The sequence below is a fragment of the Nocardia sp. NPDC003999 genome (genome assembly GCF_053604885.1).
Genome location: NZ_JBSGIB010000023.1, coordinates 41,156 through 67,624 on the forward strand (window position 1 = coordinate 41,156; position 26,469 = coordinate 67,624).

The following is a 26,469-nucleotide window of genomic DNA, read 5'->3' on the forward strand; positions in this document are numbered from 1 at the left end:
ACTCCGGCGCGTGAGCCGCACCGGACGGTTCGGCCGTCACCGACGACGGCCTCCAGCACGAGGACAGTGAATGACGTCAACCGCACTCCCCCGCGTCTGCGTGATCGGGGCGGGTCCCTCCGGGATCACCGCCGCCAAACGCCTGAACGATTACGGCATACCGTTCGACTGCTACGAAGCGTCCGACGAAGTCGGGGGCAACTGGTACTTCAAGAACCCCAACGGCATGTCGGCGTGCTACCAGAGCCTGCACATCGACACGTCCAAGTTCCGCCTGGCCTTCGAGGACTATCCGGCGCCCGACGAGTGGCCGGACTTTCCCCACCATTCGCAGCTGTTCCAGTACTTCCGCGACTACGTCGACCATTTCGGCATCCGCGACCGGATCGTGTTCGACACCAGGGTGACCGCGGCCGAGCGCGGGACGGACGGCCGCTGGCTGATCAGCACGAGCGACGGGAGCACCAAGGACTACGACGCGCTCATCGTCTGCAACGGGCACCACTGGGATCCCCGCCTTCCGGACTACCCGGGCGAATTCGACGGCACGCTGCTGCACAGCCACGCCTACAACGACCCGTTCGACCCGGTCGACATGCGCGGCAAGCGCGTCGTGGTGGTCGGCATGGGCAACTCGGGCCTGGACATCGCCTCCGAGCTGTCGCAGCGGTTCATCGCGACGAAGCTCTACGTCTCCGCCCGGCGCGGAGTCTGGGTACTGCCGAAGTACGTCAACGGCAAGGTCGGCGACAAGCGCTCGATGCCACGGTGGATGCCGCCGAAGCTGGGCCTGAAACTCAAGCAGCGTTTCGTCCGCAAATTCCGCGGCAACATGGAGGACTACGGCCTGCCCAAGCCCGACCACCTGCCCTTCGAGGCGCATCCATCGGCGAGCGAGGAGTTCCTGCACCGCGCGGGCTGCGGCGACGTCACGTTCAAGCCCGCGATCACCGCGCTGGAAGGTTCGCGGGTGCGCTTCGCCGACGGCAGCGCCGAGGAGGTGGACGTGATCGTCTGCGCCACCGGTTACCGCATCTCCTTCCCGTTCTTCTCCGATCCGGAACTGCTGCCCGACAGCGACAATCGCTTCCCGCTGTTCAAGCAGATGGTGAAGCCCGGCATCGACAACCTGTTCTTCCTCGGGCTGGCCCAGCCGCTGCCCACGCTGGTGAACTTCGCCGAGCAGCAGAGCAAGCTGGTCGCCGCCTATCTGACCGGCCGCTACCACCTGCCGCCCGCGGAGGAGATGCGGGCGGCCATGCGGTCCGCGGAGTCGGCCAGGTCGGGGCGCTACTACGACTCGCCCCGGCACACCATCCAGATCGAATTCGAACCGTACGTACGGGACATGCGGCGGGAGCTGGCGCGCGGCGCGAAACGCGCCACCGCCGCGGGTAACGCGCTGCCGGTTCCCGGCCGCACGCCCGAACACGTGTGAGGCGGCGATGACCACTACCACGGGCACCGCCACCTCGGGATTCTGCGCCGAACGATTCGCACGGGTCCGCACGGAACTGGAGACCCGGCTCGCCTCCGGCGACGAGCTGGGCGCATCGATCTGCGTCACCGTCGACGGCGAAACGGTCGTCGACCTCTGGGGCGGCTACCGCGACCGGGAACGCACGCGGCCGTGGACCGAGGACACCTTGGTCAACGTCTTCTCCATCACCAAGACCATGACCGCCCTGTGCGCCCTGCTGCTGGTCGAGCGCGGCGAACTGGACGTGCACGCGAAGGTGGCCAGGTACTGGCCGGAATTCGCGGCGAACGGCAAGGGCGACATCGAGATTCGTCATCTGCTCGCGCACACCTCCGGCGTCTCCGGGTGGCAGCCGCCGATCGAGCTCGCCGATATCTACGACGCGGAAGCCTCCGCCGCCCGGCTCGCGAGCCAGCCGCCGTGGTGGGAGCCCGGCACCGCCTCCGGCTACCACGCGCTGGCCTACGGCCACCTGATCGGCGCGGTGATCCGCCGCGTCACCGGTCGCTCGCTGGGCGAGTTCTTCGCCGATGAGCTCGCCGGGCCGCTGGGCGCGGACTTCCACATCGGCACCGCGCCCGAGCACCACGGGCGGATCGCGACCTTGATCCCGCCCGCCATGCCGGAATTCGACATGGCCGCGCTCGACCAGGAAAGCGTGCTGGTCAAGACGCTCACCAGCCCGCTGCTCGACATCGCCGAGACGGCGAGCGCCGGGTGGCGGCAAGCCGAGATCGGCGCGGTGAACGGCCACGGCAACGCCCGTTCGGTGGCGCGGGTGCAATCGCTGGTGTCCTGCGGCGGCGAACTGGCCGGACGGCGGCTGCTGTCGGAGCGGACGATCGAGCTGATCTTCCAGCAGCAGTCCGACGGCGTGGATCTCGCGCTTGCGGTGCCGCTGCGATTCGGCATCGGCTACGGTCTGCCGCAGCGGCAGACCGCCCCGGAGGTTCCCGACGGCCGGGTGTGCTGGTGGGCCGGGTACGGAGGCGCGATGGTGGTCAACGACCTCGAGCACCGCACCACCTTCGCCTACGCCATGAACCGGATGGCGCCGGGGCTGATCGGCTCCGACCGCGGCGATGCCTATCTGCGCGCGACGTTCGCGGCGGTGCGCGGATGATGCGGGCACTGCAGCTCACCGAGCCCGGTGTGCTGGAACTGCGCGAGGTACCGATTCCGGAGATCGGTCCCACCGATCTGCTGCTGCGGGTGGGCGCGGCGGGCATCTGCCATTCGGATCTGCACGTGCTGCACATCCCCTTCCGGATGCGCGAGGAACCGTTGACCCTCGGCCACGAGATCGCGGGCACCATCGAAGCCGTCGGCGCCGGGGTCGGCGGCCGCCGGGCGGGCGAGCGCGGCATCGTGTATCTGTGCTGGTCGTGCGGGGTCTGCCGGGAGTGCGTCGGCGGCAACGAGAACGTCTGCCTCGCCGCGGGTCGCACCGCCATGCCGCCGTGCCCCGGACTCGGGCCGGACGGCGGGATGGCCGACTACATCCGGGTGCCCGCGAGTTCGTTCGTGCCGATCGGCGACCTCGACTTCGCCGAGGCCGCGCCGCTGGCCGACGCCGCGCTGTCGAGCTACCACGCCATCCGCGGCGCTCGTGATCGGCTGGGGCCGGGGTCGGTGGCGGTGGTTGTCGGGATCGGCGGGCTCGGCCACCTCGCGGTGCAGATCCTCGCCGCGACCACGGCGGCCAAGGTGCTGGCCGTGGACGTGAGCGCCGACAAGCTCGAACTCGCCGCGCGGTGCGGTGCGGCCGAAGGACTTCTCGCGGGCGACGACACGGCGAAGGAGATCCTCGACCGGACCGCAGGTCGCGGCGCGGACGCGGTGTTCGACTTCGTCGGCGTCGACGCCACCGCGCGGCTCGCGGTGGAATCGGTGGCGCCCGACGGGGCCTACCGCATGGTCGGCCTCGGCGGTGGCGCGCCGGAGATCACGGCGGCGCCCGCCACCGGCACGGGCTGGCCGTGGGGCGCCACGGTCCGGAAATCCTACGGCGGCACCAGATCCGACTTGATCGACTCCGTGGCGTTGGCCGCGGCGGGCAAGCTGCGCGCCGAAGTGGAGCGCTATCCGCTGGCCGACGGCCGCGCCGCCCTCGACCGGCTGGAGCGCGGGCTGATCACCGGCCGCGCCGTGCTGATCCCAGAGCCGTGACGAATCAACCCTTGCGCAGTGACGAGGAAGTATCCGATATGACAAAAGCCATCGACCCGCAGACGTTCGTGGCACAGGCCGCGAGCAGGCTCACCGGACCCGGCGGCCGATTCGAGATGGTGGTCGAGGACGTGCTCGGCGCGCCGCTGCCGGTGGTGCGCCATCGCAAGTCCTCGCTGCGGGAAGTGCTCGTCGCCGGGGCCGCGCACGGCGACCGGGACTATCTGGTCACCGCGGACCGCAGGATGTCGTTCACCGAGCACGCCGCCGCGGTCGCGGCACTGGCCACGGCCCTGCGCGACCGCTTCGGCGTCGGCAAGGGCGACCGCGTGGGCATTCTCGCCGCGAACACGCCCGAGTGGGTGCTCACCTTCTGGGCGGCCCAAGCGCTCGGCGCGATCGCGGTGGGTTACAACGCGTGGTGGGCGCCGCGCGAGATCGCCTACGGCGTCGAGCACACCAGCCCCTCCGTGCTCGTGGTCGACGCGAAGCGCGCGGCGCTGGTGGCGGAACTGGATATCCCGGTCCCGGTGCTCACCATGGAACACGACATACCCTCGCTGCTGGCCGAATACCGCACCGACGACCTGCCCGACACCGAGATCGACGAAGACGATCCCGCGGTGATCCTGTACACCAGCGGCACCAGCGGCCGACCCAAAGGGGCGGTGCACTCGCACCGAAACCTGGTGGCGGTCACCGACTACCACCTCTTCAACGACGCGCTGGCCGCCGCGCTCACCGGGGCGGACGAACTGCCGAGCGGGCGGCGCTTCCTGCTCACCTCGCCGCTGTTCCACATCGCCAGCCTGCACAACCTGGTGGTTCCCCGGCTGGTCACCGGTGACGCGGCGGTGATCCACCAGGGCTCGTTCGACGCCGACCGGGTGCTGCGGCTGATCGAGGCGCAGCGGGTCACCAACTGGGGCGCCATGCCGACCATGGCGACCAGGATGCTCGAACTCGACCTGTCCGACTACGACCTGTCCTCGCTCGCTTCCTTCTCGCTGAACTCCGCGCCGTCCTCGGCCGCGTTGCAGGAGAAGCTGCGCGATCAGCTGCCCGTCGCCCGCAACGCGCTGGTGACCAGCTACGGGCTCACCGAATGCAGCACCGCCGCGACGCTGGCGAGCCCGGCCGAACTGGCGGCGTTCCCGGACACCGTCGGTCGTCCGGTCGTCGGGGTCGCGCTGGAGATCCGCGACAGCGCGGGCAACGTGGTCCCCGACGGCACCGAAGGCGAGATCTGCGTGCGCAGCCCTTACGTGATGCTGGGCTACTGGCAGAACGAGGCAGCGACCGCCGCGGCGATCACCGCCGACCGCTGGTTGCGCACGGGCGATATCGGGGTGCTGGAGGACGGCAGGCTGCGCTTGTCCGGGCGTCGTTCGGATCTCATCCTGCGCGGCGGGGAGAACGTCTATCCCACGGAGATCGAGCAGTGCCTCGAGGAGCATCCCGCGGTGCGCGAGTGCGCGGTGCTCGGGGTACCCGACGCCGACCTCGGACAGCAGGTCGCCGCCGTGGTCGTGGTCGAAAGCGTCACGGCGACCAGCGAAGAGGAGCTGCGCGCGTTCGCCGCCGAGCGGCTCGCCTACTACAAGGTGCCCGCCCGCTGGCGGCTCACCACCACCGCACTACCGCGCAACGCGACCGGCAAGGTCATACGCGCCGATCTCGAGGTGTGAAGCCATGTACGACACCATCATCGCGAACGGCCAGTGGTTCGACGGCACCGGCGCGCCCTCGGCGATCCGGCACCTCGGCATCCGCGACGGGCGCGTCACGACCGTCTCGGCCGACCCGATCGAGGACCCCGACTGTCCGAACATCGTGGACGCCACCGGGAAATGGGTGATCCCGGGCATGCTCGACATCCACACCCACTACGACGTGGAGGTGCTCCAGCATCCCGCGCTGACCGAATCGCTGCGCCACGGCATCACCACGGTCCTGCTGGGCTCGTGCTCGCTGTCGACCGTCCACGTCGACGCCTCCGACGCGGGCGACCTGTTCGCACGGGTCGAGGCGATTCCGCGCAAGCACGTCCTCGCCGCGGTCGGCGAGCACAAGACCTGGCGCTCGGCGCACGAATACGCGGCCGCCCTGGAACAACTGCCGCTGGGCCCGAATGTCGCCGCGTTCATCGGGCATTCGGACATCCGCGCCGCGGAAATGGGTCTGGAGCGCGCGACCCGCAAGGACGTCCGGCCCGATGCCGCCGAACTGGCGGGGATGGCGGCGAAGCTGACCGAGGCGCTGGACGCCGGGTTCGTCGGCATGTCCTCCCAGCAGCTGCTGTTCGACAAACTCGACGGTGCGGTGTGCCGATCGCGCACCCTGCCGTCCACCTACGCGACCACCCGGGAACGGCGCAGGCTCAACGCCATCTTGCGCCGGCGCGGGCGGGCACTACAGGGCGGACCCGACGTGTCCCGCCCGCAGAGCCTGGTGACGATGGCGGCCGGTAGCCTCGGCCTGTTCCGCAAGCCGCTGAAGGTCAGCCTGCTCTCTGCCGCCGACCTCAAGGCCATTCCCGGCATCGCGTACCTTTTCCCGCTGATCGCGCGAGTGCTCAACGCGCTGGGCGGCGATTTCCGCTGGCAACACCTTCCGGTGCCGTTCGAGGTCTACGCCGACGGCATCGACCTGGTGGTGTTCGAGGAGTTCGGTTCCGGCGCCGAAGCGCTGCACCTCGCCGACCAAGTGGACAAGCGCCGGGAACTGTTGCGCGACCAGCAGTACCGGCGCCGCTTCCGCAAGGACTACGACAAGAAATTCGGCCCACGGGTGTGGCACCGTGATTTCTTCGATGCGCGGATCGTGGAATGCCCGGACGCGAGCGTGATCGGCAAGACCTTCGGCGAGGTGGGCGCGGAGCGCGGCGGCACGCACCCGGTGGACGCGTTCCTCGACCTCGTGGTGGAACACGGCGGGAAGGTCCGCTGGCGTACGACGATCTCCAACCACCGACCGGAAGTGCTCGATCGGCTCGCCGCCGACCCCGGCGTGCAATTGGGCTTCTCCGACGCGGGAGCGCATCTGCGCAACATGGCGTTCTACAACTTCGGGCTCCGCTTCCTGCGCCGGGTGCGCGACGCCGCGAACGCGGGCCGTCCGTTCCTGTCGATGGAACAGGCGGTGCACCGGCTCACCGGCGAACTCGCGGACTGGTACGGCCTGGACGCCGGACATCTGCGGGTGGGCGACCGAGCGGACGTCGTCGTGCTCGATCCGGCTCGCCTGGACGATTCGCTGGACGCCTACCACGAATCCCCCATCGCCCCCTTCGACAACCTGTCGCGCATGGTGAACCGCAACGACGAGGCGGTCACCGCGGTCTTGGTCGGCGGCGTGCCGGTGTTCGGCGGCGGCGCGCCCGCCGCGGAGCTCGGCGCCCGGCGGACCGGCCGTTTCCTGCGCGCGGCGACCGCCACCGGATAGTCCAACCGCCCGCTCGGTCCGGTTCGTCCACGTAAAATCGCTGCTACCCGGCGGTTCGCTCGCCGGTGGTTCGTAGGGAGTCAGCGTGGACGTATTCGAACATCGGGGCAGGTCCGTGGTCTTCGACCGCACGGGCAGCGGGTCTCCGGTCGTGTTCCTGCACAACGCGGGCACGCAACGCCGCATCTGGGACGACCAAGTCGCGGCACTGCGGGACTCGCATGAGGTCTTCGCGCTCGACCTGCCCGGCTACGGGCAGTCCGACCAGCCCGCGACCGGCTACCGCCTCACCGATTACGTCGACATGCTCACGGCGTTCCTCGACGCCCAACGCGTCACCGACGTGGTGCTGATCGGCAACTGTCTCGGCAGCGCCACCTCGCTGCGCTACGCCATGGGTCATCCCGACCGGGTGCGCGCGCTCGTCCTGATCAATCCGCTCACCTTGGACACCGTGAGTTCGGGACAGTCGGCGGGCCTGGCCTGGCTGGACGCGCGGCTGCCGCTGGCGCCGCTGGCCCGCCGGATCAGCCTGCCGAACCCGGTGGTCTCGCTGATCGTCGGCAATCAGCTCGGCCCCCGCGGTCGGCGCTCGCGCACTCAGCACGAGCCGCGCGTGCGGGCGTACTGGACCGATCGGGGCAGGCTGCGAGCTCTGCACGGCTTGGTGCAGGATTTTCCGTCCTACCGCGCGTTGGACACCTTCGAGCCGCCCGCCGGTTTCCCGCCGATCTGCACGATCTGGGGGCGACGTAACCGCATCCTGTCGGCGAAGGCGGGCGGACGGCTGAACGGCAAGCTGCGCCCGCACACGGCGGTGGAACTACCGGACTGCGGTCATCTTCCGATGGTGGAGGCTCCGCAGCGGGTCGCTTCGATCATCACCGGCTTCCTGGCCGCGACCGACGTCCCGGCGCGCGAGCAGTCCGGCGGCCGCTGAGCCGCACTCAGAGCGGAGCAACGGTCGGGCACAGTTCGGCGAAACTGGCCGAGTGCACTCCGCATCCGGCGCATTCGAACACCATGCCCATGTCCAGCATCCAGTGGATGCGGGTATGGCAGGTCTCGCAGAGGAAATCCACACCCGCCGGATGGCAGCAGGACCGTTTACGGATGAACCATTCCGCGCGATGACGGCAGGGCACGGAATCGAAGCGGAACGTGCACTTCGGCGCGGCGGGCAACTCGGCGACGACGGCATCGAAAGCCGTTGTGGCCGTATGGGTGTTCACAGCGGATACCTTCCGGCGGAGCAGGGGCGGGAGAACGAGCGGTGCGGCGGCGCCTTCTACCCCCTGGATCGATCTCTCTCGATTAGCTGTTACCCGGATGAGTCCGCTTTCACACGGCGGCGGACCCGCTTGTTTGGTCACGAATCGCGCGGGAATCCGAATTGTGACGCCATCTAAGGGAAGGGGTTCTGTCATGTTGTTGCGCCGACTCGCCCGGCCGCTACTGGCCACCGTGTTCGTGGTCGACGGGGTCGATACGCTGCGGCACCCGGACGAGCGGGTGAAGTCCGCGAACGCACTGCTGGAACGGGGGCAACGGCAGCTGCCCGCAGAGGTCGCCGCGAAATTGCCATCGAATCCGTCGACCGTCGTGCAGGTCAACGCCTTCGCCCAGGTGGGCGGCGGCGTCCTGCTGGCCCTCGGCAAGGCGCCGCGACTGGCCGCTTTGGTGCTCGCCGCGACCGTCGTGCCCGCGGCCGTCACCGAGCAGGACTTCTGGAACGAACAGGATCCCGCCCGCAAGTCGGCGAAGCGCACCGCGTTCCTGAAGGATCTCGGGCTGCTCGGCGGACTGATGATCACCGCCGCCGACACCGAGGGCAAGCCTTCGCTGGGCTGGCGCGGACGCAGGGCCGCGCGCGATGCCGCCGCCGCGGTGACCGCGGCGTTGCCGTTCGGCGCGGCCTCGGACACCGCCACCGGCGCGGCACTGCGCAAGCACGCGCACGAGGCCGCGGACAAGGCGCGGGCAGTGGGCGCGGTGGCCGCGAGCAAGGGGGCGGAACTCGCCGAATCGGCCCAGCGGCACCGGCCCGGTTGGGCGGAGTCGGCCAAAGAGCACAGCAGCGACTGGGCCGAGACCGCCAAGACGCACGGGCAGGAGTGGGCCGAGATCGCCAAAGAACACGGTGCCGACTGGGCGGAGATCGCCAAAGAACGCGGCGCGGACTGGGCGGAAATCGCGAAAGAGCGCGGCGCGGAATGGGCCGAGACCGCCAAGGAGCGCGGCGCCGAATGGGCGGAGGTCGCCAAGGAGCAGAGCGTTCACCTCGCGGATCTGGCGAAACAGCGCGGCGCCGAATGGGCGGAGATCGCGAAAGAGCGCGGGCCTGAGCTCGCCGACGCCGCCAAGGAACGCGGTGTGCACGCGGCACACCTGGCGCGCGAGCGTGGAGCCCAGACCGCGCACGCGGCCCGCGACGCGATCGAGTCACGTCGCCACTGACGCGTCGCCACGGGCTCTCGGCCCGGAAAGGAAAGACGTGTCCGGCGAGCCGCACGAGGTGCGGCACCCGAGTCCATGGCCGCCGGTCATGCCGGCACGGACACGTCGCGCACAAGCTGGTCGGCTGGGCCCTGCTCGGCCTCATGAGCGTTCGGTAGCGGGTGTCGCGCGACACCCGCTACTTTCGCGGGTGGGCATCCGTTTCGCCGCGCACGCCTTCGAGCGACTCGCCGTTACGCGCCCGTTGTGACGGGACATGCGCTATGAGGTGCTCGCGCTCCCGCCGCAGGAGATGGTGACGGCTTCGCCGTTGAAGTGGCGGCCGTGCTCGGAGACCAGCAGCAGCATCGCCTCGGCCACCTCGGCAGGCTGGATCAGATCACCGTTGGGCGGCCCGGATTCGATGATCGCCATCCAGTCCTCCCTGGTGGGATTCTCCTTGTCCGGCATCATGAGCCGCCAGGTCGCCGGATTCTGGATCATGTCGGTGTCCACGCCGGAGGGCAGCAGCGCGTTCACCGTGATGCCGTACTCCGCCACTTCCAACGACAGTGACTTCACCAAGCCGAGCACGCCCCATTTGCTCGCGGCGTAGTGCGCCGCGTTGCGCACGCCCATCTTCGCCACGATGGAGGAGGTGGCCACCACGCGACCCCAGCGGCGCTCGATCATGTGCGGGACGACCGCGCGGAAGCTGTGGAACACGCCCGTCAGGTTGGTGTCGATCATGTCCCGCCACAACCGCTCGTCCATCTCGGCGACGGGCGAGTTGGACGCGATGCCCGCATTGGCGACGAGGATGTCGATGCGATCGAACTCCTCGAGCGCGCGCTCGGCGACCGTCCGCATCTGTTCCAGGCTGCGCACGTCGGCTCGGACGGCGACACAGCGGCGGCCGGTCCGCTCGACCAGCGCGGCGGTCTCGGCCAGGTCGCCGGGGGTGCTCAGCTCGTAGGGCAGGCCGGGCACCGGTGCGGCGATATCGCACACCACGATGTCCGCGCCCGCGTTCGCCAGCGCCAAGGCGTGCGCGCGCCCCTGCCCGCGGGCGCCGCCGGTGATCACCGCCACCCGGTCGTCGAGGTTGCCCATGGCTGGCCCTTCGTCGGTCGGTACCTGCTTCGGCCGCCCCCATCGTGTCATGGGCGAACGAGCTGATCTCCCGGTTTTCCGGGGGCCGCGTCGCCGAGCGATATTTCCCAGAGTTGGGAACGGGCCGCACCCGCTGCCTGGCACGACGTGCGCTTCTGCGTGCCGCAGCACGTCCGCAACCTGCGTAGACGGGGTCGCTGCGCCGAATTGTCCAGGGAGAGTGGAACAATGGGCACGATCTCGGCGCCGGAGCGGGCACGGCCATGGCACGGACGCGCCGACCCGACTGCGGCACGGAGGCCACATGCACCCATTTCGACCCGGTCCAGCGACCGACCGTCCGCGATGTACGCTGCGCCCCGGAACGATCTCGCCCGTGCCCACCGCGTCGTTCCAGGCACGAGCGTCGCATTGACATGGTTTCCTGGGGGCCCGATGACCGATTGTGAGTACCTTCCCGTGAATCTCGACCGACAGCTCGACGCCGAACCGACCGAGCACGACAACACCCTCGCCGACCGGCTCGCCAGCCCGCGGCTGCGCAGGCTGCTGCACACGGCCATCGGCCTGTCCGAGGACTCCGTCGACCTGCTGACGACCATGACCACGCGCCTGCGCGCGGCCGAGGGCATGATCCTGCGCGACCCGCTCGAGGACTACTGACCCACGGGCGGCCGGGGACTCCGGGCGGACAGCCGGCGGGGCGGGTTGCCGAACCGGCAACGATATTTGCCGTTCCAGTCGGCCCGATGGATGGTGGGACGCATGAGTGCGACACCCCATCACCACGCCGACCGGACGACGCCGACCACTGTCGAGTACTGGGAGGCCTTCTACCAGGAGCGCGACCAGATCTGGTCCGGACGGCCGAACTTCTTGCTGGTGCGTGAGCTCGAAGCCGTCCCCCCTGGCACCGCACTGGACCTGGGTTGCGCCGAGGGCGCCGACGCGATCTGGCTGGCCGAGCGCGGCTGGCGGGTCACGGCGGTCGACGTGTCGGAGACCGCGCTGGCCCGCGCCAGGACGAACGCGGCCCGCCAGGGAATCGACGGCGAAATAGATTGGCAGCGGCACGATCTGGACCACACCTTCCCCGCGGGAAGTTTCGACCTCGTCACGGCGCAGTATCTGCACTCACCGGCGGCGAAGGACGGCGAACGGACGCGCATCCTGAGCCGGGCGGCCGATGCGGTGGCTCCCGGCGGGCTGTTGCTGATCGTCGGTCACGCGCAATGGCCCTCCTGGGTACTGGAACCACCCGCCGACGTGCATTTCCCGACCACTGCCGAAGTACGGGCCGGTCTCGCGCTGGATCCGGCCGAATGGCACGTGGAAGTGGACGAGGAGGTCGAGCGCGAACACGCGAGCCCCGAGGGCAGGCCGGGCACGCGAAAAGACAACATCCTACGAATTCGCCGCAACTGACGGCGAGAGCAAATAACGGGCCAATCTCCTTGCAGCCGAGGAGAATTCGCGGAGCCCGCGCACGGAATTAACTCGGATATTACTCAGGATTCATGGTGCCGAGACGGATTTCTCGCTACTGTGGACGAAGCCTACAGTGCGGTGGGAATCGAGAATCTCACGTCGGTCGGGGGGAAATTCGCCCGTAGGAGAGTTCCCAGTGAAGTATCCCGTATGCGCACGCGTGCTAGGTCCGTTGACGCTTGCCCTGAACAATCACAATGCGACGCCGACCGCGCAGAAGCAGCGACAGTTGCTGGCATTACTTTTGGTTCGGCACGACACCGTTGTCCCGGTGACGGCCCTGATCGAAGAACTGTGGAACGACGATCCGCCGCGCAGCGCGGTGACGGTCGTGCAAACATACGTGCTCGGCATTCGCAAGAAGATGGCGGAGCAACTCGGAGTCGGACAGGCGGAGGTGGCCGAACGCTATTTGCGCACGCGCAGCAAAGGCTATTCCTTCGACGTGCGGGACTGTGTGTTCGACCTGCGTGACTACCAGTCCATGTCCGACGCCGCCCGATGCGCCGCCAAGACCGGCGACGACGAGCGCGCGGTGGACCTGTTCAGCGCCGCGGAAGCGCTGTGGAGCGGTCCCGCGCTGGTGGACGTGGAGGGTGGCATCCCGCTCGCCGCCGAGATCTCGCATCTGGATCACCTGCGGCTGACCAACATCGAGTTGCGCGTGGAGGCGGAATTGCGACTGGGCAGGCATCGTGAGGTCTGTCCCGACCTGGCGCGGCTGACCATGCAGCATCCGCTGCACGAGCGGCTCCAGGCGTACTACATGTTCGCCCTGTGCCGGTCGGGCCAGCGCGCTCGCGCCCTGGCCTCCTACCAGCGGTTCAGCCGGTCCATGCAGGACGAACTGGGGCTCGACCCCTGCCAGAAGCTGCAGAAGTTGCACCGGGACATCCTGACCGCCTCCGACGACTCGGTGAGCGCGATGCTCAACAGCCGCCACGCCGGTTACCTGATCGGGTGGTACTCCCCCGAGCGCCGCGCCGCCGCCGAGACCGCCTGACGCCGACGCCCGGCCGCGATCGCCGCCGGCCGGGCGAACCTCCGGCGCGCTCATCCCCGCCCGAGGAGCTCGTCCACCAGCCCGGTGGTGTGCGTGGCGGCGCGCATGGCTGGATGGTCGAGCACCTCGTACAGGAAATCCCGGGTGGTCGCGACGCGGGCGCCGGAAATCCGGAATTCCGCCAGCGCCCGCCGCATCCGGGCCAGCGCCCGGTCCCGGTCCGGCGCCCACACCACCAGTTTGGCCAGCAGCGAATCATAGTGCGGAGGTATCGAATAACCGGCGTGCGCATGGGTGTCGACACGGACGAAGGGGCCGCCGGGCGGGGTGAATTCCGCCAGGATTCCCGGAGCGGGCGCGAATTCCGCGGCAGGGTCTTCGGCATTGATCCGGCATTCGATCGCCGCGCCGCGCAGGACGATATCTTCCTGATCGATGCCGAGCGGTTGCCCCGCCGCGACTCGAATCTGCTCGGCGATGAGATCTATACCTGTCACCATTTCGGTGACCGGATGTTCGACCTGAATTCGGCAGTTCACTTCCATGAAATAGTAATTGCCGTCCCGATCGACCAGGAATTCCACGGTTCCCGCGCCGGTATACCCTGCCTCGAGCACACCGTGCACGGCGGATGCGCCCATTCGCTCGGCCAGACCGTCCGGCAGCAGCGGGGCAGGCGATTCCTCGATCAATTTCTGGTGCCTGCGCTGCACCGAACAGTCGCGTTCACCCAGGTGCACGCCATTGCCGTAGGCATCGCACAGCACCTGGATCTCGACGTGTCTGGCGGCGGCGAGGTACTTCTCCAGGTACACCCGGCTGTCGCCGAACAGCATCCGCGCCGTCGCCCTGGTCTCCTGATAGGCGCGCGGGAACGCCGCACTCTCGTGCACCACCTGCATGCCGCGCCCGCCGCCGCCCGCGGCCGCCTTGACGATCACCGGGTAGCCGATCGAATCCGCGAGCGCGTGCGCCTCGTCGAGTTCGAGCGGATCGAGGCTGCCCGGCAGCAGCGGCAGTCCCGCCTTCGCCATCAGCGTGCGCGCCGACTGCTTGTCGCCGAGCTGGGCCATCACGTCGGCGGGCGGCCCGATCAACGTGACGCCCGCCGCCCGGCACGCGTCGGCGAAATCCGGTGACTCGGAGAGGAATCCGTATCCGGGATGGATCGCGTCCGCGCCGGTGAGCTCGGCGGCGGCCAGGATCGCCGCGGCGTTCAGATAACTGCGCTTGGCCGCGGACGGGCCGATCTGCACCGCCTCGTCGGCGAAACGCACCACCGCCGACTCGGCGTCGGCGACCGAGTGCACCGCGACGGTGCGCACGCCGAGTTCGCGGCAGGTGCGCGCGACGCGCAGCGCGATCTCACCACGGTTGGCGATCAGGATCTTCTCGAACATGGCGCCACTCCTACGCGACCGACCGGACCAGGACCTGCCGCCGCGCGCCGAAGCGCCGGAACCGGGCGCGGCGCTCGTCGGCCAGCTCCGCACCGCTGCGACCGGACAGTTCGCCGAGGGTCGCGGTCAGGGCCCGGTGCAGCTGTTCGGCAGCGGCCACGGGGGCCGCGCCCACGTCGTCGCCCGGCTCGGGCAGCACCGCGTCGACGACACCGAGACGCAGCAGGTCTCGCGCGGTCAGCGACAGCGCGGCCGCGGCCTCCGGTGCGGCGGCGGGATCGTTCCACACGATCGCCGCGCAGCCTTCCGGGCTGATCACCGAGTACGTGCCGTTCGCGAACATCAGCACCCGGTTGGCGACGCCGAGCGCCAGGGCCCCGCCGCTGCCGCCTTCGCCGATCACCACGCTGATCACCGGCACCCGCAGCGCGGACATCAACCGGATGTTCTCCGCGATGACGATCGCCTGCCCCTGCTCCTCGGCGGTCGCGCCCGGATACGCGCCGGGCGTGTCGATCAAGGTGACCACGGGCAGCCCGAGCTTTTCGGCCAGGCGCATCAGACGAGCCGCTTTGCGATAGCCTGCCGGAGTCGGCATGCCGAAGTTGCGTTCCATCAGCTCCTTGGGGTCGTGTCCTTTCTGGTGGCCGATCACCATGACCGGCCGCCCGCCGAGCCACGCCGTTCCGCCGACCACCGCGGCGCAATCGCCGGAGATCCGGTCGCCGCGCAGCTCGCGGAACTCGTCGAAGGCGAGTGCGAAGTAGTCCAGCGCGGTCGGCCGCTGCGGAGACCGCGCCCGGCGCACTTGTGTCCAGGGATCGGTCGCGGGAACGCGGGCCGGATCGGTGATCACGCCCGCGTCGGCGGGTACGAAGGTCTCGGCGGAATCGACCGGCCCCGCGGCCCGCAGCAGTGCGCCGAGCGCCTGGCGCAGGCCCGCGCGCGGCACGATCATGTCGATGAGCCCGCGTTCCAGCAGGAATTCGGCGGTCTGGAACTTCGGCGGCAATTCCTGCCGGATGGTCTGCTCGATCACTCGCCGTCCGGCGAACCCGAGCCGGGCGCCCGGTTCGGCGATCAGCACGTCGGAGAGGGTGGCGAAGGAAGCCGCGACGCCGCCGTAGGTGGGGTCGGTGATCAAGGTGACGGTGAGGATGCCCGCCCGGTCCAGTTGCTCCAGCGCCGCGCTGGTCTTGGCCATCTGCATCAGCGACAGCGGGCCCTCCTGCATCCGGGCGCCTCCGGAGGCGGTGACAATGACCAGCGGAACACGTTGGGCCAGAGCGGTTTCGGCGGCAGCGGTGATCATTTCGCCGACCGCGGTGCCGAGGCTGCCGCCCAGGAAGCGGAAGTCCATGGCGGCGATCACCACCGGCCTGCCCTCGATCGCGGCCAGCGCGCACAGCACCGCGTCGTGCATGCCGGTGCGGGAGCGCGCGGCGGCCAGCCGGTCCGGGTAGGGCTTGGTGTCGGTGAAGGTCAGCGGGTCTTCGTCGGTGGCGGCGACCGGCAGCGGCTCGAAGCGTCCCTCGTCGGCGAGCTGCTCGATGCGCTGCCGCGCGGTGATCGGCGTGTGCCTGCCGCATTCGCCACAGACGCCGAGGTCGCGGGCGAACCGCTTGCCGTACAGCGGGATCAGGCATGCCGGGCAGAGCACCCAGTCCGCGGCGCCGTGCTGGCCGTGTGCTGACTTCATCACGCGTGTCTCCTGTGCTCGGGAACAGGTGATCGATCCGGGCGGCGCCGGCCGGGCGATCACAGCGACAGCCTGCGCCCCACCGCTCGAGAACAACTCGACTCGCTCGCTCGAGCGAGGTTCGAGGACCGTCCCCGATGCTCGATCGCACCATCGAAGGGAGAACGCCATGAACACCAATGCATCCGGTGGTGTGCGATGAGCCGCCGCGTTGTCGTCACCGGGCTCGGCGTCCGCGCGCCCGGCGGGTCGGGCAAGGACGAGTTCTGGAAGCTGCTGTCCGAGGGCCGCACGGCGACGCGCCGGATCTCGTTCTTCGACGCCTCGCCGTACCGGTCCCAGGTGGCCGGCGAAGCGGACTTCGACCCGGCGCTGGAAGGGCTGTCCCCCAGGGAGATTCGGCGCATGGACCGGGCTGTGCAGTTCGCCGTGGTCTGCGCGCGGGAGGCGGTGGCCGACAGCGGGCTCGACCTCGCGACGGTCGATCCGCACCGGCTCGGCGTGAGCCTCGGCAGTGCGGTCGCCGCGGCCACCAGCCTGGAGCGCGAATACCTGGTGCTGTCGGACTCCGGGAAGAACTGGCTGGTCGACGAGACGTATCTCTCTCCGCACATGTTCGACTACATGATCCCCAGCGTGATGCCCGCCGAAGTGGCTTGGAGCGTGGGCGCCGAGGGACCGGTGGCGATGGTCTCCAACGGATGCACCTCGGGACTGGACTCGGTGGGCCACGCGGTGCAGCTGATCCGCGAGGGCTCCGCCGACGTCATGGTTGCGGGCGCGTCGGACACCCCCATCACACCGATCGTGGTGGCCTGCTTCGACGCGATCAAGGCGACCACCCCGCGCAACGACGAGGCGGAGGTGGCCTCACGGCCGTTCGACAACTCGCGCAACGGGTTCGTACTCGCCGAAGGCGCCGCGATGTTCGTGCTGGAGGCGTACGAGAGCGCGCGCAAGCGTGGCGCGCACATCTACGCCGAGATATCCGGGTACGCGACCAGGTGCAACGCCTACCACATGACGGGCCTCAAGGCCGACGGCCGCGAGATGGCCGAGGCGATCCGGGTCGCGCTCGACGAATCCAGGATCGACCCGACCGGTGTGCACTACATCAACGCGCACGGCTCCGGCACCAGGCAGAACGACCGGCACGAGACCGCGGCGGTGAAGCGCAGTCTCGGCGCGCACGCCTACGCCACGCCGATGAGCTCGATCAAGTCGATGGTCGGGCATTCGCTCGGCGCGATCGGCTCGGTCGAGATCGCCGCCTCGCTGCTGGCGCTGGAATACCAGGTGGTGCCGCCGACGGCGAACCTGCACGAACCCGATCCCGAATGCGATCTGGACTACGTGCCGCTGGTCGCCCGCGACCATCGGATGGACACCGTGCTCACGGTGGGCAGCGGGTTCGGCGGCTTCCAGAGCGCGATGGTGCTGCGCAAGGCGGAGGCGGTGGCGGCATGATCCTCGTGACCGGAATGGGAGTGCTCGCGCCGAACGGCATGGGCGTGGAGCGTTTCTGGGACGCCGTGCTGGCCGGGCGCGGCGGGATCGCGCCGCTCACCCGGTTCGACACCAGCGGTTCGTCGGCGCGACTGGCCGGACAGGTGGCCGATTTCGACGCCGGTGAGCACCTGCCGAGCAGGCTGCTGCCGCAGACGGACGTCTCGACCCGGATGGCGCTGGTCGCCGCGCAGTGGGCGCTGGACGACGCGAAGGTCGACACGGCGACGATGACCGACTACGACATGGGCGTGGTGACCGGAAACGCCTCCGGCGGTTTCGAGTTCACCCATCGCGAATTCAACAAGCTGTGGTCGCTCGGCTCCGAGCACGTCAGCGTGTACGAGTCCTTCGCGTGGTTCTACGCGGTCAACACCGGCCAGATCTCCATCCGGCACGGCATGCGCGGACCGAGCAGCGCCTTGGTCGCCGAGCAGGCGGGCGGACTGGACGCGATCGGCCACGCGCGGCGCACCGTGCGGCGCGGGACGCCGCTGGTGGTCACCGGCGGCGTCGACTCGGCGCTGGACCCGTGGGGGTGGGCCTCGCATCTGTCCAGCGGCGGGGTGAGCGCCGCGACCGACCCCGACCGCGCCTATCTGCCGTTCGACGCCCGCGCCGCCGGCTACGTGCCCGGTGAAGGCGGCGCGATGCTGGTCGTGGAGGACGCCACCGCCGCGCGTGCCCGTGGGGTGCCCAAAGTGCACGGTGAGATCGCCGGCTACGCCTCGACCTTCGACCCGCCGCCCGGTTCCGGTCGTCCGTCGGGCCTGCGCCGCGCCGCCGAACTCGCGCTGGCCGACGCCGGGATGACGCCCGGTGACATCGACGTGGTGTTCGCCGACGCCTCCGGCATACCCGATCGCGACCGCGACGAGGCCGCCGCCATCGAGGCGCTGTTCGGGCCGGGCGGCGTTCCGGTCACCGCGTCGAAACCGCTGACCGGACGCCTGTTCTCCGGTGCTGGTCCGCTCGACGTCGTCACCGCGCTGCTGGCCATGCGTGACTCGGTGATCCCGCCCACCGCCCGCACCTCCACGCCCGCCGAGGATTACCGGATCGATCTGGTTCTCGGCGCCCCGCGCTCCGCCACCGTCGGCGGCGCGCTCGTCCTGGCACGCGGGCGCTGGGGTTTCAACTCCGCGGTCGTCGTGCGCGCCGTGTCCGATCGAGATCTGCCGAGGAGCGAATCATGACCATGACCATCACCGAACTACGCCGCATTCTGGTGGACTGCGCGGGCGGCGAGGACCTCGCCGAACTCGGCGGCGACATCGCCGCCGTGGAATTCGAGGAGCTGGGCTACGACTCGCTCGCGCTCATCGAGACCGCGGCGCGGATTCAGCGCGATTTCGGCGTGACGATCCCGGAGGAAGAACTCGTCGAGGTCAAGACGCCGCAAGAGCTGGTCGACATCGTGAACGCCCAACTGCGCGGTGCGGCATGAGCGGTCAGGCCCGGAGGAGGCAGCGCAGCGTAACCACGCAGGGCCCCGCCCGTGCCGGAGAGGACAGAGCATGAGCGGCGAAGTGATGTCCCACAGCAGGGTGGTGCAGGCCGCCCCGGACGTCGTCTACGGTCTGGTCGCCGACGTGACCAGATGGCCGGTGATCTTCGAGCCGAGCGTGCTGGTGCGCCACCTGCACCAGGGGCCGGACGAGGAGCGCTTCCGGCTGTGGGCGACCGTCGGCGGCGCGGTGAAGAACTGGACGTCGCGGCGGGTGCTGGACGCCGAGCAGCGCCGCATCGTGTTCGAGCAGGAACGCAGCCAGGCGCCGTTCGCGTCGATGGGCGGCGGCTGGTCGTTCCGCGAGATCGGTCCCGGCGCGACGAAGGTCACCTTGGACCACCACTTCGCGGTGGTGGACGGGGCCGATGCCGCGCAGGTCGCCGCGTCGGTCGATCGCAACAGCGTGGTCGAGCTCGCGGCGCTGGCCCGCGTCGCCGAGCTCGGCCACCCGGTGGACGAGGTGATCCACACCTTCGAGGACACCGTGACGCTGGAATGCTCGTCCTCCGAGGCGTATGACTTCGTTTACCACAGCGAACGCTGGCCCGAGCAGGTTCCGCACGTCGGCCGCATCGAGCTCACCGAGGATGCCGATGGCGTACAGCTGATGGAGATGGACACGGTGACGGCGGGCGGTATCCCGCACACCACGAAGTCGATCCGGGTGTGTGTTCCCGGCGAACGAATCGATTACAAACAGTTGGTGCCGCCCGCGATCCTGTTCGGCCACAGCGGTGCGTGGGAATTCGCCGAGGGTCCGGACGGCGCGGTGGTGACCGCGCGGCACACGGTCGCGATCAATCCCGAGGCCGCGCGCGAGATCCTCGGCGCGAACACCGATCTCGCCGACGCCCGCGCGTACCTCACCGAAGCGCTGTCCGCCAACAGTCGCAACACGCTGCGTTGCGCGGAACGCTCTGCCGCGACGACGAAGTCACCGACATGACCGCCACCGAGACGACCGCGACGCCGCGCGTACAGGAGATCGCCGACGGCGTCCACGCCTACACGCACAGCCGCGGCGGCTGGTGCGTCAGCAACGCCGGCGTGCTGACCGGGCCGGACGGCGCGGTGGTGATCGACACGCTGGCGACGGAAGGGCGCACCCGGGCACTCGTCGAGTTCGTCGACGGGCTGGATACCGGCCCGGCCCGCGTCATCGTGAACACCCATCACCACGGCGACCACAACTTCGGCAATCACCTGTTCGGCCCGGCCGCCGTCGTCGTCGGCCACGACCGGATCCGGCCGGAGATGATCGAGACCGGCCTGGCGCTGACGAAGCTGTGGCCGGATGTCGAATGGGGCGATGTGCGGGTCACGTTGCCGAGCATCACGTTCAGCTATCACCTGACCTTGCACCAAGGCGAGCGCCGGGTGGAGCTCATTCACTTCGGCACCGCCGCGCACACCACCAACGACGTGGTGGCGTGGCTGCCCGAGGAGCGCGTGCTGTTCGCCGGAGACCTGGTGATGGCGGGCGCTGCGCCGTTCTGCCTGATGGGGTCGGTCAGGGGTTCCGTCAACGCGATCCGGCGGCTGGCCGCGCTGGGCGCCGAGACGGTCGTCGCCGGACACGGCCCCGTCACCGGACCTGAGATCTTCGACCAGACGCTGCGTTATCTGCGCTGGGTGCAGGACCTGGCCGCGGAGGGACGCGCACTCGGGCTGACGCCGCTGGCGATCGCGCTGGAGGCCGACCACGGTGAGTTCGCCGACCTGGTCGACCAGGAGCGGTTGGTCGGCAACCTGTATCGCGCCGACGCGGAACTGTCCGGCGGCGAACTCGGCGAGCCACTGGACGTGCCGGCGATCTTCGACGAGATGGTGCTCTACAACGGCGGGCAGGTGCCCACATGCCTGGCGTGAGCACCGAATCCGTGCGGGTCTGCGTGATCGGCGGCGGCCCCGCCGGATTGATGACCGGCCTGCTGCTGGCGCGTTCTGGCGTGGAAGTGCTGGTGCTGGAGAAGCATCCGGACTTCCTGCGGGATTTCCGGGGCGACACCGTGCACACCTCGACACTGCTCGCGATGAACGAACTCGGCTTGGCCGAGGAGTTCCTCGCGCTGCCGCACGTCGAGCTGCCCCGGCTGCCGATGGCGACCGCCACCGGTCCGGTGGTGTTCGCCGACTTCAGCTCCCTGCCCGGGCCCTTCCCGTTCGTGGCGTTCATGCCGCAGTGGGATGTGCTGAATTTCCTCGCCGAGGCGGGCGGGCGCTACCCCGGCTTCCGGTTGGTGCAGGAAGCGGAGGTCACCGAGCTGATCCAGCGCGGCGGTGCGGTGGCGGGCGTACGCGCCGAGACCGCTGACGGTCCGCTGGAGGTCAGCGCCGACCTGGTGATCGCGGCCGACGGGCGGCACTCGATCGTGCGCCGATCGGGGCTGCTCGAGGTCGCCGCCAGCGCGGCGCCCATGGACGTGCTCTGGTTCCGCGTCGGCAAGCCGGAGGGCGAGCGCCTGCCCACCGTGCGCAGCGGGAAGGGATTCTTCATCGTCTGTATCGATCGCGGTGACTATCTCCAGGTCGCGTACATGATTCCGAAGGGCGGCTTCGCGACGATCCGGGCGGCGGGGCTGGCGCGGTTCCGTGCGGATCTGTCCGGCATCTATCCCGTGCTCGCGCCGTGTCTGGAGGCAGAGATCCTGGACTGGGACGACGTGAAACCCCTCGACGTCCGGGTGGACCGGCTGCGCCGCTGGTACCGTCCCGGGCTGCTGGCGATCGGGGACGCGGCGCACGCGATGTCCCCGGCGGGCGGGGTGGGCATCAATCTCGCGGTGCAGGATGCCATCGCGACCGCTCGCCTGCTGGCGCCGATCCTCGCCGCGGGCGCGACCGCGTCCACGACGCAGCTGCGCACCGTTCAGCGCCGCCGCGAATTCCCGATGCGCGTGGTGCAATTCGCGCAATTGCACTTGCTGTCGGACCTCTACCCCAGTGCGGGACGGCCCGGGACCGACAAGCCGCTCCTGGTGCGGCTGCTGCGCCGTTTCCCGCGCCTGCCCCGGCTGGTGGCCAGGGTGATCGGCCTCGGCATCCGCCCGGAGCCGGTGCCGACCGCGACCGAAACCGTCACGACCCTAACGAAACTCAGGGAGAACTGATCGTGTCGACCTACCTGCTCATTCACGGCGCCTTCCACGGCGGATGGGTCTGGCAGCGGGTGACTCCGCTGCTGGAAGACGCTGGTCACCGCGTGCTGGCCCCCTCGCTGGTCGGTCTGGGCGACCGCGCGCACCTGCTGACCCCGGATGTCGGGCTCGACACCCATGTTCAGGACCTGATCGAGCTGGTCACCGCAGAGGACGCGACCGAAGTCGTCCTGGTGGGTCACAGCTACGGCGGCATCGTCGTCACCGCGCTGGCCGACGCCGTGCCGGACCGCATCGCCGAACTCGTCTACATCGACACGTTCGTGCCGCGCGACGGCGAGGCGGTGGCCGACATCATGCCGGGCATGGTCGATGCCTTCGCCACCGCGGCGGCCGCCACCGGCGACGGCTGGCTGGTGCCGCCGCAGACCGAACCGACCGGCGACGGCGGCCTCTACGGCGTCACCGCGGAACCCGATCTCGGCTGGCTGGCGTCCATGCAGACGCCGCAGTCGCTGAAGACCTTCCAGCAGCCGATGACACTGACGAATCCCGCCGCACTGGCGAAGATTCCGGTGACGCACGTCCACTGCGGCGAAGGCGGCGAGGACTTCAAGGCGATGCGCGCGGCCATGCCCCGCACCCTGCCACCGGCCGATCTGCCTCCCGACCGCCTCCATGTACTCCCCACCGGGCACGACTGCATGATCACGATGCCGCGCGAGTTGGCCGGATGCCTGCTCGAACTCGCCGCTCGACCAGCGCCCGCACCGTAGCGCCACCGCGCTCGGCGCTCGTCCGCGATGGCCGGCGCAGTGGCAGCGGCCGCCCTGGACCACAGATCACTCGTGTCTTCGGTAGGGCGGATCAGCCCGGGGTCTCTCCCGAGTCATAGGCGGCGCGGGCCGCGAGGACCTCGCCGAGGTGTTCGGACGACCAGGTCACGATGCTGCTGAACACCGGGGTGAGCGTTCTGGCCAGTGGGGTCGCCTCGTATTCGACGCGCGGCGGGACCTCGGGGTGGTAGGTGCGCGCGACCAGGCCGTCGCGTTCGAGCTGGCGCAGGCGCTGGGTGAGGACCTTGGGTGTCAGGCCGGGAATGCGCTGTTGCAGTTCGGTGAAGCGCAGCTTGCCGTCGTGGGTGAGCACCCAGAGCACCTGGGTGGACCAGCGGCCGAACACCAGGTCGATGACGGGTGTGATCGGACAAGGGTCGACCGGCGCGGTTGTCATACGTCCTCCCAGTAAGTCACTTTCCCCTTGGTTACTACTATACTTTGGAAAGTAACGTGTTTCCAGGGGTCGCGAATACGCGAAATCGAAGGGAGCACAGTCATGACGACGACAACAGTGGACGGCCGCCTGGATCTGCCACGGCGCTCCGGTGACCGGCCGCGCACTCGTGCGCACAATCCGCACCAGCAACTCGACCAGATCGCTCCGCCGGAGTTGCAAGAGGAGCTGTGGTCGCGGATGACCACGCTCGACGACGTTCTGCTCGGCCGCAGTGGAGTCTCCCTGCCCGACACCCGGGCCCTGCACCTGCGGCCGACGATCGCCTATGGACCCGGCGAGGCGTATCTCGCGGGCACCGAATTCGCCCACCTGCACGGGCACGGGGACGGCAGTCTGCACATCTGCCTGCCGAAAGACACTGTGGCACAGTCGGTTCGGTTGGGCTGGGCGGAGGCGCATCCGATGGCCCGGCGGGGATACCTGCCCGGGACGCTGGTGATGGTGTACGGGCCGCGCGATCGCGAGGAGCTGGACGTCGTCTGGCAGCTGGTGCGGGCCAGTCACCGCTTCGCCCGGCAACCGGCTACAGCGTGATTAGAGCGGCGGCCGCCATCGTCGGTGTCATGAACGCAACCGATCTTGTCGGCACCTGGGAACTGGTCTCCTACTACGACATCGACGAGCAGGACGTCACCAGCACGGGACCGCTCGGCGACGCACCACGCGGCCTGCTGATCTACGGCGCGCACGGTTACATGTCGGTGAGCATGATGCGCACCGACGGAGCCAAGGGAGCCACCCCGTTCATGGGGTACGCGGGCACCTGGCGGCGCACCGGCACGGAGGTGGTGCACGCGATCAGCGTCTGCTCCAACCCGGCTTGGGCGCGGACCGAGCAGGTGCGGCAGATGTCGCTGAACGGCGACGTGCTGACGCTCATCGGCGCCGCACAGGTCGGCGGGCGGACACAACGCCGGGTGCTCACCTGGCGTCGCGGCCGCCCGCTCGAAACACACCGTCATTCCGGCGAATACGAGAACAGGGGCTCGTCGAATTGAACCGGTTCGCCGTCTTCCTTGAGGATCCCGGTGATCACGCCCGCCTGCGCCGTCACCGGGATCATCAACTTCATCGCCTCGACGATGCCGACCTGCTGCCCGGCGCTCACCCGTTCGCCGACCTCGACGAACGGGTCCGCGCCCGGCTCAGGGCATCGGTAGAACACGCCGACGCTGGGCGCGCGGACGACCGCGCCCAGCGCGGGAGCCTCCGGCGCGGCGACGGCTTCCACCGCGGCCGCCGCGATCGGGGCGGGCAAAGCCGCCCACTCGGCCTCTACGGTCACCTCCCCCACCTGGAAGCGCAGTGCGCTCGGCTGCTGCGGAAAGCCCGCGAGCAACTGCAACGCGCCGGTCTGGATCGCCTCCAGCACCCGCAGATAGTCCTCGTGTCCGGTGGTGGGGACGTTCTCCTCCACTGCGGTCATTGCCGTCACTCCTTGTCAGTAATTACCCAGGCCGCCACAGACGTTCAGCGCCTGCGCGGTGACGGCGCCCGCTCCGGGACCGATCAGATAGTCGACCATCGCCGCCACCTCGAACGGCTGCACGTAGCGGCCGATCGGCACTCGCGCGCTGACCCGGGCGTGCACCTCGTCGGTGTCCACGCCCCACAGCCCCGAATACACCTCCCGCACCCGCTCGGCCATCGGCGTCTCCACGAATCCGGGGCACACGGCGTTCACGGTGATCCCGGTCTTGGCCAGTTCGAGGCCGAGCGCTTTGGTGAAGCCGACCACGCCGTGCTTGGACGCGGAATACGGGGCGCCGTGCACCACGCCCTGTTTACCGCCGGTGGAGGCGATGTTGACGATGCGGCCGCTGCCGCGCTCCAGCATGCCGCCCGCGTTCAGCACCGCCTTCGTCATCAGGAACACGCTGTTGAGATTGGTGTTGATCACGTCGAACCACAGTTCGTCGGTCACCTGCGCGGTGACGCCGCCGCCGCTGCGGCCCGCGTTGTTGATCAGGATGTCGATCGGGCCGTAGCGCCGCACACCCGCGTCGACGTACTCGCGGACCTGCGCGGCGTCGGCGACGTCGCAGACGGTGCCGTCCACCTCGTGACCGTCGTCCTGCAGACTCTTCACCGTGTCGGTCACCCGCTGCTGATCGCGAGCGCAGAGGAACACCGCGATCCCCTGGGCCGCCAGGCTTTTGGTGATCTCCAGGCCCATTCCGCTGGTCGCTCCGGTGACCAGCGCGACGCGCCGATTTTCCGCCATGACTCCTCCATCGGTCGAACTTCCGAACTCGCCGGGCTTCTCGACCACCAGGGTCGACCCGCGTCCTATAGATCCGGTCAACCGCGGACGACGGAGGTCGGCTCAACCGAGGCTCTAGCGGCGTGGACCACGCTGGCGTGCAGCCGAGCCCCGCCGCGACCACAGGAGCAACCATGACCACCGTCGCCAGCCGCACCGAGTTGTACGCCGAGGTCCAGCAGTTCTACGCCGAACAGATGCAGCGGCTGGACAACCGCGACATCCCCGGCTACGCCGCGACTTTCACCGAGGACGCGGAATTCGAGCACACACCGGGCATTCCGCCGGCCCGGACCAGGGCCGGGATCATCGCCGACCTGGTCGAGTTCCACAAGCGCTTCGAAACCGACCCGATGCAGCGCAGGCATTGGTTCAACATGATCAACCTGCAGCCGCAGGACGACGGGACCATCGTGTCCACCGCCTACTGCCTGGTGGTGAAGATCCGCCCGAACAGCAAGCCGGAGATCGCGCCGAGCTGCGTCGTGCACGACGTGCTCGTCCGCGCCGACGGCGCCTTGCTGACCCGGTCGCGGCGCGTCGTCCACGACTGATCCGACCACT

At 69.4% G+C, this 26,469-nt stretch carries 27 protein-coding genes; 20 read left to right on the forward strand and 7 right to left on the reverse strand.

Features of this window, described 5'->3' with window-relative positions; translation table 11 throughout:
- Positions 1 to 70: 70 nt before the first annotated feature.
- From ACWESM_RS30930 to ACWESM_RS30955, 6 genes are all read left to right on the forward strand, one after another.
- A complete protein-coding gene (locus tag ACWESM_RS30930; RefSeq protein WP_364431499.1) occupies positions 71 to 1,438 on the forward strand; it encodes a flavin-containing monooxygenase in 1,368 nt (455 codons plus the stop codon).
- 7 nt (positions 1,439 to 1,445) lie between these two features.
- Positions 1,446 to 2,603 (forward strand): serine hydrolase domain-containing protein, encoded by a 1,158-nt coding sequence (locus ACWESM_RS30935; RefSeq protein WP_397276811.1) that lies wholly within the window; start codon positions 1,446 to 1,448, stop codon positions 2,601 to 2,603.
- Positions 2,603 to 3,649: an NAD(P)-dependent alcohol dehydrogenase gene (locus ACWESM_RS30940; protein WP_364431782.1), complete on the forward strand. Its 1,047-nt coding sequence runs from the start codon at positions 2,603 to 2,605 to the stop codon at positions 3,647 to 3,649. Before ACWESM_RS30935 ends, ACWESM_RS30940 begins: the two co-directional genes overlap by 1 nt.
- Positions 3,650 to 3,687: 38 nt before the next feature.
- Positions 3,688 to 5,337 (forward strand): class I adenylate-forming enzyme family protein, encoded by a 1,650-nt coding sequence (locus ACWESM_RS30945; RefSeq protein ID WP_397276809.1) that lies wholly within the window; start codon positions 3,688 to 3,690, stop codon positions 5,335 to 5,337.
- Positions 5,338 to 5,341: 4 nt separating this feature from the next.
- On the forward strand, positions 5,342 to 7,093 hold the full coding sequence (locus tag ACWESM_RS30950; RefSeq protein ID WP_452494790.1) for an N-acyl-D-amino-acid deacylase family protein: 1,752 nt from the start codon (positions 5,342 to 5,344) through the stop codon (positions 7,091 to 7,093).
- 85 nt (positions 7,094 to 7,178) lie between these two features.
- Positions 7,179 to 8,033, forward strand: coding sequence for an alpha/beta fold hydrolase (locus tag ACWESM_RS30955; RefSeq protein WP_452494792.1), 855 nt, complete (start codon positions 7,179 to 7,181; stop codon positions 8,031 to 8,033).
- 7 nt (positions 8,034 to 8,040) lie between these two features.
- On the opposite strand, the gene ACWESM_RS30960 is transcribed toward ACWESM_RS30955, so the two are convergent.
- Positions 8,041 to 8,325 (reverse strand): hypothetical protein, encoded by a 285-nt coding sequence (locus ACWESM_RS30960; protein ID WP_355077902.1) that lies wholly within the window; start codon positions 8,323 to 8,325, stop codon positions 8,041 to 8,043.
- A gap of 193 nt (positions 8,326 to 8,518) precedes the next feature.
- Between ACWESM_RS30960 and ACWESM_RS30965 the strand changes: the two genes are divergently transcribed.
- Complete coding sequence (locus ACWESM_RS30965; protein WP_452494794.1) at positions 8,519 to 9,550, forward strand: DoxX family membrane protein; 1,032 nt, start codon at positions 8,519 to 8,521, stop codon at positions 9,548 to 9,550.
- 261 nt (positions 9,551 to 9,811) lie between these two features.
- Here ACWESM_RS30965 and ACWESM_RS30970 read toward each other — a convergent pair whose 3' ends face one another.
- A complete protein-coding gene (locus ACWESM_RS30970; RefSeq protein WP_355077904.1) occupies positions 9,812 to 10,642 on the reverse strand; it encodes a mycofactocin-coupled SDR family oxidoreductase in 831 nt (276 codons plus the stop codon).
- A gap of 459 nt (positions 10,643 to 11,101) precedes the next feature.
- On the opposite strand from ACWESM_RS30970, the gene ACWESM_RS30975 reads away from it, so the two are divergent.
- The 3 genes from ACWESM_RS30975 (at position 11,102) to ACWESM_RS30985 (ending at position 13,133) form a co-directional block, all read left to right on the forward strand.
- On the forward strand, positions 11,102 to 11,305 hold the full coding sequence (locus ACWESM_RS30975; RefSeq protein ID WP_355077905.1) for a hypothetical protein: 204 nt from the start codon (positions 11,102 to 11,104) through the stop codon (positions 11,303 to 11,305).
- A 102-nt stretch (positions 11,306 to 11,407) separates the two neighbouring features.
- A complete protein-coding gene (locus ACWESM_RS30980; RefSeq protein ID WP_364431477.1) occupies positions 11,408 to 12,067 on the forward strand; it encodes a class I SAM-dependent methyltransferase in 660 nt (219 codons plus the stop codon).
- A 223-nt stretch (positions 12,068 to 12,290) separates the two neighbouring features.
- On the forward strand, positions 12,291 to 13,133 hold the full coding sequence (locus tag ACWESM_RS30985; RefSeq protein ID WP_452494831.1) for an AfsR/SARP family transcriptional regulator: 843 nt from the start codon (positions 12,291 to 12,293) through the stop codon (positions 13,131 to 13,133).
- A 50-nt stretch (positions 13,134 to 13,183) separates the two neighbouring features.
- Here the strand turns inward: ACWESM_RS30985 and ACWESM_RS30990 are convergent, their stop codons facing one another.
- Both ACWESM_RS30990 and accA read right to left on the reverse strand, forming a co-directional pair.
- Complete coding sequence (locus tag ACWESM_RS30990) at positions 13,184 to 14,533, reverse strand: acetyl/propionyl/methylcrotonyl-CoA carboxylase subunit alpha (RefSeq protein ID WP_397276801.1); 1,350 nt, start codon at positions 14,531 to 14,533, stop codon at positions 13,184 to 13,186.
- 10 nt (positions 14,534 to 14,543) lie between these two features.
- Entirely contained in the window at positions 14,544 to 16,232 is a 1,689-nt protein-coding gene (accA, locus tag ACWESM_RS30995) for an acetyl-CoA carboxylase carboxyl transferase subunit alpha (protein ID WP_364431779.1), read from the reverse strand.
- Positions 16,233 to 16,430: 198 nt separating this feature from the next.
- Between accA and ACWESM_RS31000 the strand changes: the two genes are divergently transcribed.
- The 7 genes from ACWESM_RS31000 to ACWESM_RS31030 all read left to right on the forward strand — a co-directional run bounded on the left by ACWESM_RS31000 (position 16,431) and on the right by ACWESM_RS31030 (position 23,122).
- Positions 16,431 to 17,699, forward strand: coding sequence for a beta-ketoacyl-[acyl-carrier-protein] synthase family protein (locus ACWESM_RS31000; RefSeq protein WP_364431470.1), 1,269 nt, complete (start codon positions 16,431 to 16,433; stop codon positions 17,697 to 17,699).
- Entirely contained in the window at positions 17,696 to 18,934 is a 1,239-nt protein-coding gene (locus ACWESM_RS31005) for a ketosynthase chain-length factor (protein ID WP_397276799.1), read from the forward strand. The genes ACWESM_RS31000 and ACWESM_RS31005 overlap by 4 nt, the downstream gene beginning before the upstream one ends.
- On the forward strand, positions 18,931 to 19,185 hold the full coding sequence (locus ACWESM_RS31010; RefSeq protein ID WP_355077911.1) for an acyl carrier protein: 255 nt from the start codon (positions 18,931 to 18,933) through the stop codon (positions 19,183 to 19,185). Before ACWESM_RS31005 ends, ACWESM_RS31010 begins: the two co-directional genes overlap by 4 nt.
- A gap of 70 nt (positions 19,186 to 19,255) precedes the next feature.
- Entirely contained in the window at positions 19,256 to 20,194 is a 939-nt protein-coding gene (locus tag ACWESM_RS31015) for an aromatase/cyclase (protein ID WP_364431463.1), read from the forward strand.
- Positions 20,191 to 21,117 (forward strand): MBL fold metallo-hydrolase, encoded by a 927-nt coding sequence (locus ACWESM_RS31020; RefSeq protein WP_397276796.1) that lies wholly within the window; start codon positions 20,191 to 20,193, stop codon positions 21,115 to 21,117. The genes ACWESM_RS31015 and ACWESM_RS31020 overlap by 4 nt, the downstream gene beginning before the upstream one ends.
- Positions 21,114 to 22,358 (forward strand): FAD-dependent oxidoreductase, encoded by a 1,245-nt coding sequence (locus ACWESM_RS31025; protein ID WP_364431457.1) that lies wholly within the window; start codon positions 21,114 to 21,116, stop codon positions 22,356 to 22,358. The genes ACWESM_RS31020 and ACWESM_RS31025 overlap by 4 nt, the downstream gene beginning before the upstream one ends.
- Positions 22,359 to 22,360: 2 nt before the next feature.
- Positions 22,361 to 23,122, forward strand: a complete 762-nt coding sequence (locus tag ACWESM_RS31030; RefSeq protein WP_355077915.1) for an alpha/beta fold hydrolase — start codon at positions 22,361 to 22,363, stop codon at positions 23,120 to 23,122.
- 91 nt (positions 23,123 to 23,213) lie between these two features.
- Here the strand turns inward: ACWESM_RS31030 and ACWESM_RS31035 are convergent, their stop codons facing one another.
- Positions 23,214 to 23,579, reverse strand: coding sequence for a winged helix-turn-helix transcriptional regulator (locus ACWESM_RS31035; protein WP_355077916.1), 366 nt, complete (start codon positions 23,577 to 23,579; stop codon positions 23,214 to 23,216).
- A gap of 102 nt (positions 23,580 to 23,681) precedes the next feature.
- On the opposite strand from ACWESM_RS31035, the gene ACWESM_RS31040 reads away from it, so the two are divergent.
- Positions 23,682 to 24,176 carry a luciferase domain-containing protein gene (locus ACWESM_RS31040; RefSeq protein ID WP_452494799.1) on the forward strand — a complete coding sequence of 165 codons (495 nt, stop codon included), beginning with the start codon at positions 23,682 to 23,684 and terminating at the stop codon, positions 24,174 to 24,176.
- A 29-nt stretch (positions 24,177 to 24,205) separates the two neighbouring features.
- Positions 24,206 to 24,640 carry a lipocalin-like domain-containing protein gene (locus ACWESM_RS31045; RefSeq protein ID WP_355077918.1) on the forward strand — a complete coding sequence of 145 codons (435 nt, stop codon included), beginning with the start codon at positions 24,206 to 24,208 and terminating at the stop codon, positions 24,638 to 24,640.
- Here the strand turns inward: ACWESM_RS31045 and ACWESM_RS31050 are convergent.
- Together ACWESM_RS31050 and ACWESM_RS31055 are read right to left on the reverse strand one after the other, a co-directional pair.
- The gene (locus ACWESM_RS31050; protein ID WP_355077919.1) at positions 24,601 to 25,068 is read right to left on the reverse strand and encodes an acetyl-CoA carboxylase biotin carboxyl carrier protein; all 468 of its coding nucleotides are present in this window, start codon (positions 25,066 to 25,068) and stop codon (positions 24,601 to 24,603) included. The genes ACWESM_RS31045 and ACWESM_RS31050 overlap by 40 nt on opposite strands.
- A 15-nt stretch (positions 25,069 to 25,083) precedes the next feature.
- Positions 25,084 to 25,866, reverse strand: a complete 783-nt coding sequence (locus ACWESM_RS31055; protein ID WP_355077920.1) for an SDR family NAD(P)-dependent oxidoreductase — start codon at positions 25,864 to 25,866, stop codon at positions 25,084 to 25,086.
- A gap of 173 nt (positions 25,867 to 26,039) precedes the next feature.
- Between ACWESM_RS31055 and ACWESM_RS31060 the strand changes: the two genes are divergently transcribed.
- Entirely contained in the window at positions 26,040 to 26,459 is a 420-nt protein-coding gene (locus tag ACWESM_RS31060) for a nuclear transport factor 2 family protein (RefSeq protein ID WP_355077921.1), read from the forward strand.
- The last annotated feature ends 10 nt before the right edge of the window (positions 26,460 to 26,469 follow it).

Coding starts and splice junctions, on each gene's coding strand:
- ACWESM_RS30930 (WP_364431499.1), top strand. CDS start 71: ATGACGTCAACCGCACTCCCCCGCGTCTGCGTGATCGGGGCGGGTCCC.
- ACWESM_RS30935 (WP_397276811.1), top strand. CDS start 1,446: ATGACCACTACCACGGGCACCGCCACCTCGGGATTCTGCGCCGAACGA.
- ACWESM_RS30940 (WP_364431782.1), top strand. CDS start 2,603: ATGCGGGCACTGCAGCTCACCGAGCCCGGTGTGCTGGAACTGCGCGAG.
- ACWESM_RS30945 (WP_397276809.1), top strand. CDS start 3,688: ATGACAAAAGCCATCGACCCGCAGACGTTCGTGGCACAGGCCGCGAGC.
- ACWESM_RS30950 (WP_452494790.1), top strand. CDS start 5,342: ATGTACGACACCATCATCGCGAACGGCCAGTGGTTCGACGGCACCGGC.
- ACWESM_RS30965 (WP_452494794.1), top strand. CDS start 8,519: ATGTTGTTGCGCCGACTCGCCCGGCCGCTACTGGCCACCGTGTTCGTG.
- ACWESM_RS30970 (WP_355077904.1), bottom strand. CDS start 10,642: ATGGGCAACCTCGACGACCGGGTGGCGGTGATCACCGGCGGCGCCCGC.
- ACWESM_RS30980 (WP_364431477.1), top strand. CDS start 11,408: ATGAGTGCGACACCCCATCACCACGCCGACCGGACGACGCCGACCACT.
- ACWESM_RS30990 (WP_397276801.1), bottom strand. CDS start 14,533: ATGTTCGAGAAGATCCTGATCGCCAACCGTGGTGAGATCGCGCTGCGC.
- accA (WP_364431779.1), bottom strand. CDS start 16,232: ATGAAGTCAGCACACGGCCAGCACGGCGCCGCGGACTGGGTGCTCTGC.
- ACWESM_RS31000 (WP_364431470.1), top strand. CDS start 16,431: ATGAGCCGCCGCGTTGTCGTCACCGGGCTCGGCGTCCGCGCGCCCGGC.
- ACWESM_RS31005 (WP_397276799.1), top strand. CDS start 17,696: ATGATCCTCGTGACCGGAATGGGAGTGCTCGCGCCGAACGGCATGGGC.
- ACWESM_RS31010 (WP_355077911.1), top strand. CDS start 18,931: ATGACCATGACCATCACCGAACTACGCCGCATTCTGGTGGACTGCGCG.
- ACWESM_RS31015 (WP_364431463.1), top strand. CDS start 19,256: ATGAGCGGCGAAGTGATGTCCCACAGCAGGGTGGTGCAGGCCGCCCCG.
- ACWESM_RS31020 (WP_397276796.1), top strand. CDS start 20,191: ATGACCGCCACCGAGACGACCGCGACGCCGCGCGTACAGGAGATCGCC.
- ACWESM_RS31035 (WP_355077916.1), bottom strand. CDS start 23,579: ATGACAACCGCGCCGGTCGACCCTTGTCCGATCACACCCGTCATCGAC.
- ACWESM_RS31040 (WP_452494799.1), top strand. CDS start 23,682: ATGACGACGACAACAGTGGACGGCCGCCTGGATCTGCCACGGCGCTCC.
- ACWESM_RS31045 (WP_355077918.1), top strand. CDS start 24,206: ATGAACGCAACCGATCTTGTCGGCACCTGGGAACTGGTCTCCTACTAC.
- ACWESM_RS31050 (WP_355077919.1), bottom strand. CDS start 25,068: ATGACCGCAGTGGAGGAGAACGTCCCCACCACCGGACACGAGGACTAT.
- ACWESM_RS31055 (WP_355077920.1), bottom strand. CDS start 25,866: ATGGCGGAAAATCGGCGCGTCGCGCTGGTCACCGGAGCGACCAGCGGA.
- ACWESM_RS31060 (WP_355077921.1), top strand. CDS start 26,040: ATGACCACCGTCGCCAGCCGCACCGAGTTGTACGCCGAGGTCCAGCAG.